This window comes from Lacticaseibacillus pantheris DSM 15945 = JCM 12539 = NBRC 106106 (assembly GCF_001591865.1).
In the GTDB taxonomy this organism is placed as follows: Bacteria; Bacillota; Bacilli; order Lactobacillales; family Lactobacillaceae; genus Lacticaseibacillus; species Lacticaseibacillus pantheris.
Window position 1 is genome coordinate 1 of the sequence record NZ_BCVS01000083.1, and the last position, 10,856, is coordinate 10,856.

Sequence of the window (10,856 nt, forward strand, 5' to 3'; positions counted from 1 at the left end):
AAAAAAGAGCGCCCCATCCGGGACACTCTCCTCTTACTACAAATTAGTCTGCGGCTGCATCAGCAGGGTAAACGGAAACCTGCTTGCGGTCACGGCCCAAGCGTTCAAACTTCACGATGCCATCACTAGTGGCGAACAAAGTGTCGTCACCACCGCGGCTAACGTTAGTGCCTGGGTGAATCTTAGTACCGCGCTGACGGTACAAGATGTTACCAGCCTTAACGAACTGGCCATCGGCACGCTTGCTGCCAAGACGCCGACCAGCTGAGTTACGGCCGTTAGATGTGGAACCGCCCCCCTTATGGTGGGAGAGGAATTCAAGGTTTTGCATTTCCATGAGTGTTACACCTCCGTGTGTAGAGTACGTTAATTACTTAACGTTAATGGCGTCAATCGTCACCTTAGTGTATGGCTGACGGTGGCCCTTCTTCTGGTGCTGGTGCTTCTTAGGCTTGTACTTGTAAGTAACAACCTTCTTCTGGCGGCCCTGCTTCTCGACCTTACCAGTAACGGTTGCACCATCAACAAATGGAGTACCAACCAAAGTGCTGTCACCACCAACGAAGACAACTTCGTCAAAGGTAACCGTGGCGCCTTCTTCAGCGTCAAGCTTTTCAACGTAAACAGGTTCGCCCTGCTCTACCTTGTACTGCTTACCGCCAGTTTTAATAATTGCGTACATGAGTACACCTCCTACGTGTCCGGAATCCGGACTATTTCCCTGATTACTCGCCGAACTGGGTGCTATGCTTTGATACCCAAATCCGTGCGGTTGCAGTCGCAGGGTGCAAATACAACGTTTTGATTATAGCAGGCGGTTGTTGAAAACACAAGCAGAACGCAACGTCCCGCTAAGATTTTATCCCTATGCTGCTTCGTGTTGATGCCCGACCAAAAACGTTGTAATGTTTTTGGACTCATGATAAGCTCTAACCGTCCAAGGTAAGCGCTAACATTAACATTAGGACACCTCTTTGCCAAAAGACCTTGCTTAACCACACCCGTAAGCACTGATTATTGCCGCTAACAATTTTTGCGTCCAAAACATGAACGACGGTAAAAGCTTGAGGAGGAAAAAACAATGAAGAAGTTGATAACTGTGGGGGCCGCATTGTTGGCCACCATCACCTTAGCAGCCTGTGGAAGCACGACCTCGTCTAGCAGTGGCCCCAGCTCTGCAGCGTCCAGCAAGTCTGCTTCTAAGCTCATCACCCGGACTGCCTACTCGAGTATCAAACTTGGTGATATGGGTAATAATGGCGATGGCGGGGACACGCTCAAGGACCTCACCGCCAAATATGGCAAACCAGAAAGTAGTACCACTGCGACCACAAACGGCATTAAGGTGGACGGACGCGAATGAAACAACGTTGAAGGTGGAAGTGACGCCAAGCTGATTGTTTCGTTCGTTAACGAAAAGGCCGTTGGAAAAAACATAACCGCGATGAAGACCGACCGAAAAAACGATATTACTTTGGATGCGTATAATAAGATTACCACCAGCACCAGTTATGATGACGTCAATAAGCAGCTAGGCGAGCCAAACTCCATAAATGAATCCGTATTTAGCGGCACGACAACGCTAATTGCGGTCTACATGAACAAGGATATGACCCAATTCGCCACAATCACATTCACTAACAATGCCGTATCCTCGAAGACTGAAACTAACCTGAAATAACTATTTGTCGGCCTGATTGCGGTTCACCACGCCGGGTAAAATTGACCGCCGATTCGTAAACAACATCAATTTATCGTAGCAAGATGAAACACTCTTATCCCAACCACGCCAAGGGATAAAGCGATAAATGTGAAATGGGACGCGAAATGTACTGTTTTAACCGGTCATTTCACATTCCATTTCACATTTTTTGCTTTTCTCTACTTTTCGGTCAAGCAAAAAGCCCGTCAAACCGGGATTTACCTTGCGCTACTTTGCGCTTAAACACTATATTATGTGCCAAGCGGGATTCGGACCCGCGACAAATGGTTTAGAAGACCATTGCTCTATCCAGCTGAGCTATTGGCACGAATAACGGACAATATTATAGGGAGAACTACCGGTGAATGTCAATTACTAATGGTATAATAAAGGTCCTTGGCAGGGGCAAGCGGCGCTAATCAGACGATTGGCACCGCCCTTTTTTTACCGTCTGCGTATGTATCCACGCATACCGTAAAGCCCCAACACCACCAAAACCATCCACAAAACTAATAATAATAAAAACCAGCTCCAGCTGAACAGAACGAAAGTAATACCAGCTATCACCAAACTAACTATCCCCGCCACAACTAAGTTCAGGGGTTGGTGGAGTGCGGTGGTCACTGTGAACAGCAATCCCCCCACAATTAAAAAGATCAATATATCGACAATCATGGCAGTCCTCCTGAAAGTAGTATAGCTAAACATAGGCAACCGGGGCAAGCGTTCCGGCACCCAAAACATCTGTTTGGACAAAACATAATTTAGTGTTTTGCACCCGGCAACGCCTCGCGGGACTACCCTGTTCCCCAGTTAAGGCCGGCAATTTTTCTTACCGTTATGGCACGTGCGCAACAATATCGCGTACCCGCTTGTTCTCCACGTTAATTACCATTAAACTGGGCTTAACAATGAGAATGTAATGAGGAAAGAAGGCATCTGCCATGCACCTGTATCAATTTGGCCGGATCAAAGCCGATCTGGCCACCCAAAAGAATGAACTAACCCAACTAGGGTTCCCCACTAAGGAGCGTACGCTAAGTGACTTGGCCCGAGCCACGTTTGCGCTTTTTGAACCCCAAGCGCACGGTGACGCCGCAACACGGGAAGCCTGGGCAAACCGCGCCGTCGATGACGACACAGACTTGGCGACCTGGCTTGCCACCGACCGCGACGTCATCAAGCGTGATAATTTCTACAACGTTGCGCTGCAATATCTAGGCTTCCAGCCCCGCGTCGACTTTGATCAGCAGCACCCGCGCACGTTCATGAAGCAGACCGGATTGCCTTACCAAGACGCTGACATCAACAACCAGGACAAGTTTGTGTCCGCCGTCTACCTGTTGCTGAACACCAGGACGGTCAACGTGGTCACGCTCATTGACGCCCTCGCGGCAAAGGGGTTGTTGAACACACTGCCAGAACGGTTCACCTTCTTCAACGGCAAATCTTTGCCCACCTTTGATACCCACCAAATTATCCGCGAGGTCGTCTGGATCGAATCTGACCTTGATACCGATGGTGACGGCCAGCGTGATATGTTGGAAGCGACCATCATTCGGCCCCGCGTAACTGACAAAGGTGTGCAGGTACCGGCATTATTTACCGCTAACCCTTACTTTCACGGGACTAACGACCAGGACGTCGAGGCCGCAACCCACGTGCCCGAACCCACGCTCCAGGTCAAAGCTGCGGGTACGCAACCGGCTGCCACTGACGCGGACTGGCACCCCGAGCAAGACCAACTGCCACACCGCGAAGTGACTGACACCACTAAAACCGCCAGCGTTTTCGGCGATGAACCCGGAATATACTCACTGAACGATTACTTCCTGGCTCGCGGCTTTGCCACCGTGTACTCAGCCGGAGTCGGAACGCGTGGGAGCGATGGCCTACGCTCAACCGGCGGCCCTGATGAAACTGCCAGCGCCGTCGCCATCATTGAATGGCTAGACGGCAATAGGCGGGCATTCACGACCCGTACCGGGCACACGGCCATCACCGCCTGGTGGTGTAACGGTAACGTTGCAATGACGGGTAAGTCTTACCTCGGGACGCTTGCCATCGCCGCTGCAACCAGCGGCGTGCCCGCCCTCAAAACCGTCATTTCAGAGGCGGCAATCTCTAGCTGGTATGATTATTACCGCGAGCAGGGGCTGGTTGTGGCCCCCGGTGGCTTTCAGGGCGAGGACGCCGATGTCCTCGCGATTGATACCTACTCCCGCCAGCAGGCTCCCGGCGACGCCAACCGCGTGAAAGCAAAATGGGAGTCCCGCCTGAAGGACATTAGTCAGGCCCAGGACCGGCAACACGGCGACTACACCCCTTTTTGGGACGTACGCAATTATCGGCATAACGTGGCGCAAATCCAGTGCGACTTTGTCAGCGTTCACGGTCTCAACGACTGGAACGTCAAACCACGCAACGTGGTGAAGTTACACGAAGCATTGCGGACCGTTGGCAGTTCCGTTCACCACAAGATGTTCTTTCACCAGGGCCAACACGTGTACCTAAACAATATCCAGTCGCTCGACTTTGCGGACCAAATGAATCTATGGCTAAGTAATAAACTACTTGGCGTCGATAATGATGCGGTCAACGCGCTGCCCGATGTGGAAATTCAGGACAACGTCGAGGCCGCCAAGTGGGTGACAACACCCGACTTTGGGCACGGCACCGGCGTCACTAACCGGCAATTCCAGTTTGGGACGGACGAGCCTACCGCTGAGTTCAAAGACGAGAGCACCGCTATCTTTAACGCGGAGCACGATACCAGCGACAGCTTTGAACGCCAAATTATCCAACCCGACTCCCCCTATTCCGCGGCACGCTTATGGTTGCCGCTCCTCCAAGCTGACCAGGACGTCGTGATTGAAGGAACGGGCACCCTACACTTACGCGTGCGTTCTGATGCGCCCACCGCAATTATTAGCGCACGGCTGGTGGACATAGGGAGTGCGTTCCGCCTGCAACCCACGGCCAGCATCGTCGCCCGTGGAAACTATCCCCTCGGGTTCGATTGGCAGTATGAAAATACGCTTGAATTTGCGCCCCAGAAGCAGCCGAACGCGGCGCAACTGATCAGCTTTAGCCATGCCAACCTGCAAAATCCAGTTGATGGCGCGACGGCCGTCACTGTGAACCCCGGTGAATGGGTGGACATGCAATTAACGTTGCAGCCAACGCGGTACCACCTACCCGCCGGCCGCCAGCTAGTACTGATTGTTCACGGCGCGGATATGGCCCAGACGATTCGGCCAACAGCAACACCGACCATTACTGTGGACCTCAAGGCTAGTCACCTTGACCTACCGTTCCGAAACGATCAGGACTAAGCACCGACATTCAACTACAGCAACTACAGCAACTACGCAAAGAAGGCCCCGTGGGCTTAACCACGGAGCCTTCTTTGCATACGTGCCGGTCAGTCGCGACGTGTGACCACCGACTAACGCACTATTTAGTATAATTCTAGGTACTGCTCACGTTCCCACTCACTGACCTGCTGACGGTAAGCGGCCCACTCAACGTTCTTGGAGTCGAGGAAACTGTGGTACAGGTGGTCACCCAGGGCACTTTGAACCACTTCGTCAGTTTCCAGGTACTTCAACGCGTTGTGCAACGTGCTGGGCAAATCCTGAATGTGGTTAGCCAACCGTTCTGATTGAGCCATCCGGTAGATGTTACGGTCAACAGCTTCTTCGGGCTGTAACTTTTCCTCGATCCCGTCGAGGCCGGCTGTCAGCATCGCTGCAATCGACAGGTATGGGTTCGCCGATGGGTCCACACTGCGCATCTCCAGACGGGTTGAAACGCCGCGACCAGATGGTACCCGAATGAGTGGTGACCGGTTCTTACCGGACCACGCAATGTATACGGGGGCCTCGAAGCCAGGCACCAGACGCTTGTATGAGTTAACGATTGGGTTGTTAATTGCCGTCAATGCGCGGGCGTGATCCAGCAGACCAGCCAGGAAGTGCAAAGCCGTGGCGGACAACTGGTCCTCACCCTCGGCATCAAAGAAGGCATTATCCTTACCCTTAAATAGCGACATGTTCATGTGCATCCCGCTACCATTAATACCGTGCAGTGGCTTAGGCATAAACGTAGCGTACAGCCCGTGCTTACGGGCGATGGTCTTCACAACCAGCTTAAAGGTCTGAATGTTGTCGGCTGCTTCCAAAGCGTTGGCGTACTTAAAGTCCACCTCGTGCTGGCCCGGTGCGACCTCGTGGTGAGAGGCTTCAACTTCGAAGCCCATCTTTTCGAGTTCCAGCACGATGTCCCGACGGCAATTTTCGCCCAGGTCGAGTGGTGCCAGGTCAAAGTAGGAGCCCTTATCGTTCAGCGTGGTCGTTGGTCGGCCATTGTCGTCAAGTTTAAACAGGAAGAATTCTGGTTCCGGTCCAATGTTAAACGAACTGAAGCCATCCGCCTTCATCTTTTCAATGACACGGGCCAGGTTATTCCGGGGATCGCCAGCAAACGGCGTCCCGTCGGTCATATGTACCGAACAGATTAACCGCGCGACTTTGCCATGCTCACTCCCCCACGGGAAGATCATCCAGGTGTCCAGGTCGGGGAACAGCAGCATGTCGCTTTCCTCAATCCGCACAAACCCATCGATACTGGAGCCGTCCATCGTAATCTTGTTGTTCAACACTTTGTCTAACTGGCTAATCGGTACCTCCACGTTCTTGATGATCCCGTTAATATCGGTAAACATGAGGCGTAAAAATTGAACGTTCTCCTGCTTGACAATATCGCGAATTTCGTCTGCGGTGTACTGTTTACGTGCCATTGATTAAATTCTTCCTTCCTAGTTAAACCCTTGTCCGTACGGGCCCCTGCCCGCCTGCGTAAATCCAGATTGGTTCAGTATGTCATCCTGCAACATCTTCCGCGCGTCCGAATCGCTCGTCTGCCGGGCCTTCACTTCACGCATACGCCGAATCTCGCCCAGGCTCAAGCCAGACTTGCGCTGCTGCACAATACTCAACAGTACGTCCACGTCCGTTAATGAGAACATCCGGTGGTTACCAGCATTTCTAGACGGATGAACAAACCCCTGCGTCTCATAATAGCGGATTTGCCGTGCGGTTAACGTTGTTAGATCCATAACTGTACCAATAGGCAGAACGGCCCGCCGCCGCAAAATCTCTGAATTGGCCATGACCATTCCCCCCTTCAATGTTGTTAAGTATAAACCACTCACCACGGGGGTCAACCGTTTTTGTTAGAAAACCTAACATGCAACGCTTTTTAGCAAATTGACGTTTTACCGGTCCAGACCATTAACAAAATTTTGTGCGCGCATCAGCATTTGGTTGTACGTTGCGGGCTGTTCGACCAGGTCATACCAGGAAGGTGACATCTGGTTGCGCAAGTACGTTAACTGGCGTTTGGCGTACCGTCGCGAATTACGTTGTATGAGTCCGATTGCAGTTGACAAATCGTACTCCCCAGCAAAGTACGGTATGAGCTCCTTGTACCCAATCGCCGCCAAGGCCTGATTATGTGTCCCGAATTGCTTAGTAATGCTTTGCACCTCGTCAACCAGCCCAGAGGCAACCATCTGTTCAACCCGTTCGTTAATGCGTTGATAGAGCAGCTCCCTGGTAGTTGTTAGCCCCAAAACCAGGGTGTCGTACTGCGGTACCGGCGCGGGTTGCGCGGAAAAAAGGGTCCCCGTTTGTTCAATTACCTCGAGGGCACGGACGGTACGTCTCACGTTCGCGACCGGAATCTTTGCCGCCGCGGCAGAATCCCTCTTTGCCAGCTCGTCCCATATGGCACGATTTCCGTATTCGTCCGCGAACTTCTGCCAACGCACCCGTTCCGGGCTCACACCATCAGTTCCTAGTGGCAGACCTAATCGCAGTGCATTTAGGTAAAAGCCGGTACCGCCCACCAAAATTGGCACTAATCCACGCCCCGAAATGTCCTGAATAGCCGCTCCCGCTAATTCGATAAACCGTGCCACGGAATACGGCTCCCCGGGATCAAGAATATCAATTAAATGGTGGGGAACGGCCGCGAGCTCCTTCGCTGTGGGCTTTGCGGTACCGATATCCATCCCCCGGTAAACCTGGAACGCGTCCGCATTGATGATCTCTCCGCCCAGTGTCTGCGCCAGCCGAATCCCCGTGGCGGTCTTACCCACGGCGGTTGGACCAGCCACCATAATAATTTTTGGTTTGAAAGCGTTCATATTATCCCCTATATGAATTATAATAAGAAATGTAAGTATATTGCACCCCACTATAAGGAGGTAGTAACTATGGCCCACAAATTCGCAAAAGGCTTCTTGACTGGGGTACTGGCAGCAGCCGGTGCCGTTGCCGGTAGTGTCTATGCATTTAAGAAGACCTACGTTGACCCTGTCGAAGACAAGGCAGAAGAAATTAACACGAACCGCCGGCGTGCAATTCGCAAGTCGCGCGGCGCTCACCAAGGCTAATTGCCGCGATGAATCACGCACCAACCTAACGCCGTTGCACCAACCCATCACGGGCTGGTGCAACGGCGTTTTTCTGCAGACCACCCAACAACGTGAAAAGCACCCGCCAAACCCGCTAGCGGTATCTTTGGTGAGTGCTTTTACTTGCGGTCACATGGCGCAACGGTCCGCTGACCGTCGCCGTTAACTGCTAATACTTATTCTTTTTAGTTTTACCAGACCAGTCGGCATAACCCTTCTTCAGCCAGTAGACCTGTGTAAAGCCGGCCTTCTTAAGCATCTGAGCCGCCCGGATGGACATGGACCCGGTGGTATCGTAAAGATACACGGGTAGGTCTTGCCGCAGACCGGTCATCCGGTCCTTAAACTGGGTGAGAGGCATGCTACGTGCGCCCAGGATGTGTCCGCCATTGAAGTCGTTGGTTTCACGGAGGTCAATAATCTGTGCCTTACGCATGTTTTGCTCAAACTCATCGGCGTTAATTTCACCACCGACGCTCCGTAGGCGCCGCGTAACGACGTACTTGTAAAACCAGTTGGCCGCCCAGAAAATCAGGACAATTCCAACAGCAATGACGACTGAATTAATAATCGATAATCCTTTGGCAAACATAGCCAGACTCTCCTTTACAACTCCATGAGGTTAATTTAGGGCAAGACGTGCGGCACCAAGAACGCCGGCACCATTGCCAAGCGTTGCCAACCGTACTTCGGTCGTTTCGCGCACGTTCGTGAACGCAAATTGCTTGAAGTACTTTTCAACTTGGCTACGCAGGAACTCGCCGGCCGCACTCACACCGCCACCGATGACAACGTAACGCGGGTTCATCGTGTTCCCGACGTTAGCCAACGCTAGGCCCAGGAAGTAACTTACGCGGTCAACCACTTTGATTGCCAACGGGTCACCATTCTTGGCGGCGTCAAAGACGATTTTGGACGAAATTTCGTCGCCATCGTCCAACGTCTTCTTGATGGACGAATTACCGGAGTATTCCTCGGCCATTTCACGCGCTACCCGTACGACACCAGTTGCGCTTGCGACCGTTTCCAGACAACCGTGGTTTCCACAAGTACAAAGGTACCCATGTGGGTCGACACAAACGTGGCCAATTTCACCAGCCGAGCCGGCAACACCGTGTAACAACCGACCATCGGCAATCACACCACCACCGACACCGGTACCCAGCGTCACGAACACAACGTCCGGTTCGTTTTCGCCGGCACCGCGCCAACGTTCGCCCAAAGCAGCGACATTGGCGTCGTTATCAATCGTGAGGGCCAGGTGTGTGCCCGCTTCAATATCAGCCTTAACGTTCTGCGTGGTCTTCCAATTGAGGTTGTAGGCACCAGTAACGGTACCGGCCTTCACGTCCACGGAACCGGGTGAACCCATACCAATGCCCTCAAAGTCTTCAGGCTTCATCTGGTAGAGCGAGATGTGCTCGTTGATACTGTCAATGATGTCAGGGACAATGTGGGCCCCTTCGTCCAAAACGTTGGTGTCAATGCTCCACCGCTGCTGAATCTCACCGTCAGCGGTAGTGATTGCAAACTTAGTCGTGGTCCCCCCGAGGTCCACACCAATCAATTTCTGGTCAGTCATTACTTTGTTCCTCCGAATGTGTTTTTTTGCTGTAATTTGAGCGGATGACGCTGCTCTTCTTCATGCTCGTGGTTCAAAATTATTTTGGCGGTGGCGTAGGTTTTACGGTCAATCAGCCCCGACTTTGCCAGCCGGTCTAATTCGATTGCCGCCAGCTCCATGTCATACAAGCGCTTGCCGACGTGAATGTAGGTGCCAAACTGTTTAAGCAACTTCAGAACGTCATTATAGGTCTTCATCACAATATCCTCGACCCGTCGATTAAGAACATGGCTACGGGTACGACCACCAAAAGTACGCCCATCAGCACACGCTTGGCGGGTGCAATCGTACCAACTCGCGGAGATCCAACGGCCCCAGCAATCAGGAAACCACCAATGAGTCCCGCAATGTGACCGGCAATATCAATGGTCGGTTGGGTAAGGTCAAACACCAAGTTAATGACCACAATAATGACAAACTGCCGCACGGCCGCGTTGATGGCCGGATTGTGGCGGAAGTTGTCTCCCAGCATGAGAAATGCACCCAACAACCCAAACAGCGATGTGGACGCGCCCGCACCTACGGTATTGGCCCCATCAAAAATCATGCCACCAATATTACCAACAATGCCACTAATAAGATAAATTGTTAGAAAGCGCCAGTGCCCAAAGACGGTTTCCGTCATTCGGCCTAGCCACCATAACGACATCATGTTCACCAGTAAGTGCACAATGCCGATATGCAGAAAAATAGGGGTGACGAGTCGCCACCACTGGTCAAAGAGGACGATATAAGGATTGAACCGGGCACCCAAAGTGACGAGCACCTTAGTTGAAGTGCTGCCACCCATTGTGGTCTCCAGTACAAACATCCCAATCGTGATGACCAATAAGGTGTACGTTACGAACGGTTGATTTCGCCACGCACCGTTAAAACGGGAATTTCGCATTGCTGCCCCCTTCCGCACTAGCCGTGCAAGCAACTCTTACAATTCTACCAATTTATTGAGCGCTTTCCAAGCACGTCACGGCAAAAAATCTATGGCGTCGCATTTACGCAAAAAATTTGGTCGTCGCAGCAGCGTTGGCCGGGTTGGTGAGCTCCGGCTT

The 10,856-nt window shown here is 52.2% G+C and carries 12 protein-coding genes, 1 tRNA gene and 1 pseudogene; 3 read left to right on the plus strand and 11 right to left on the minus strand.

The window, feature by feature from the left end; translation table 11 throughout:
* Nucleotides 1–43: 43 nt before the first annotated feature.
* Entirely contained in the window at nucleotides 44–337 is a 294-nt protein-coding gene (gene rpmA / locus LPA02S_RS08660) for a 50S ribosomal protein L27 (RefSeq protein WP_056956437.1), read from the minus strand.
* A 33-nt stretch (nucleotides 338–370) separates the two neighbouring features.
* A complete protein-coding gene (rplU, locus tag LPA02S_RS08665; RefSeq protein ID WP_054650285.1) occupies nucleotides 371–682 on the minus strand; it encodes a 50S ribosomal protein L21 in 312 nt (103 codons plus the stop codon).
* 399 nt (nucleotides 683–1,081) lie between these two features.
* Between rplU and LPA02S_RS11820 the strand changes: the two are divergent.
* Nucleotides 1,082–1,681: pseudogene (locus tag LPA02S_RS11820) on the plus strand (DUF3862 domain-containing protein).
* A 275-nt stretch (nucleotides 1,682–1,956) separates the two neighbouring features.
* On the opposite strand, the gene LPA02S_RS08680 reads toward LPA02S_RS11820, so the two are convergent.
* Nucleotides 1,957–2,030 (minus strand) — tRNA-Arg (locus LPA02S_RS08680).
* Nucleotides 2,031–2,146: 116 nt separating this feature from the next.
* A complete protein-coding gene (locus LPA02S_RS08685; RefSeq protein ID WP_056956439.1) occupies nucleotides 2,147–2,377 on the minus strand; it encodes a hypothetical protein in 231 nt (76 codons plus the stop codon).
* 269 nt (nucleotides 2,378–2,646) lie between these two features.
* On the opposite strand from LPA02S_RS08685, the gene LPA02S_RS08690 reads away from it, so the two are divergent.
* Complete coding sequence (locus tag LPA02S_RS08690; protein ID WP_056956440.1) at nucleotides 2,647–5,037, plus strand: Xaa-Pro dipeptidyl-peptidase; 2,391 nt, start codon at nucleotides 2,647–2,649, stop codon at nucleotides 5,035–5,037.
* Between the two features lie 125 nt (nucleotides 5,038–5,162).
* Here LPA02S_RS08690 and glnA read toward each other — a convergent pair whose 3' ends face one another.
* The 3 genes from glnA to miaA form a co-directional block, all read right to left on the minus strand.
* The gene (glnA, locus tag LPA02S_RS08695; protein WP_056956441.1) at nucleotides 5,163–6,503 is read right to left on the minus strand and encodes a type I glutamate--ammonia ligase; all 1,341 of its coding nucleotides are present in this window, start codon (nucleotides 6,501–6,503) and stop codon (nucleotides 5,163–5,165) included.
* A gap of 18 nt (nucleotides 6,504–6,521) precedes the next feature.
* Nucleotides 6,522–6,875, minus strand: a complete 354-nt coding sequence (locus LPA02S_RS08700; RefSeq protein WP_054650291.1) for a MerR family transcriptional regulator — start codon at nucleotides 6,873–6,875, stop codon at nucleotides 6,522–6,524.
* 105 nt (nucleotides 6,876–6,980) lie between these two features.
* Complete coding sequence (gene miaA / locus LPA02S_RS08705) at nucleotides 6,981–7,913, minus strand: tRNA (adenosine(37)-N6)-dimethylallyltransferase MiaA (protein WP_056956442.1); 933 nt, start codon at nucleotides 7,911–7,913, stop codon at nucleotides 6,981–6,983.
* A gap of 69 nt (nucleotides 7,914–7,982) precedes the next feature.
* On the opposite strand from miaA, the gene LPA02S_RS08710 reads away from it, so the two are divergent.
* The gene (locus LPA02S_RS08710) at nucleotides 7,983–8,162 is read left to right on the plus strand and encodes a DUF3042 family protein (protein WP_054650293.1); all 180 of its coding nucleotides are present in this window, start codon (nucleotides 7,983–7,985) and stop codon (nucleotides 8,160–8,162) included.
* A gap of 190 nt (nucleotides 8,163–8,352) precedes the next feature.
* Here the strand turns inward: LPA02S_RS08710 and LPA02S_RS08715 are convergent, their stop codons facing one another.
* From LPA02S_RS08715 to LPA02S_RS08730, 4 genes are read right to left on the minus strand one after another with little or no spacing between them, the layout of a single operon-like run.
* Entirely contained in the window at nucleotides 8,353–8,754 is a 402-nt protein-coding gene (locus LPA02S_RS08715; RefSeq protein WP_054650311.1) for a rhodanese-like domain-containing protein, read from the minus strand.
* Nucleotides 8,755–8,805: 51 nt separating this feature from the next.
* Nucleotides 8,806–9,765, minus strand: a complete 960-nt coding sequence (locus LPA02S_RS08720) for an ROK family glucokinase (protein ID WP_054650313.1) — start codon at nucleotides 9,763–9,765, stop codon at nucleotides 8,806–8,808.
* Nucleotides 9,765–10,004, minus strand: coding sequence for a YqgQ family protein (locus LPA02S_RS08725; protein WP_056956443.1), 240 nt, complete (start codon nucleotides 10,002–10,004; stop codon nucleotides 9,765–9,767). The genes LPA02S_RS08720 and LPA02S_RS08725 overlap by 1 nt, the downstream gene beginning before the upstream one ends.
* A complete protein-coding gene (locus LPA02S_RS08730) occupies nucleotides 10,004–10,696 on the minus strand; it encodes a rhomboid family intramembrane serine protease (RefSeq protein WP_054650295.1) in 693 nt (230 codons plus the stop codon). The genes LPA02S_RS08725 and LPA02S_RS08730 overlap by 1 nt, the downstream gene beginning before the upstream one ends.
* Nucleotides 10,697–10,856 lie beyond the last annotated feature (160 nt).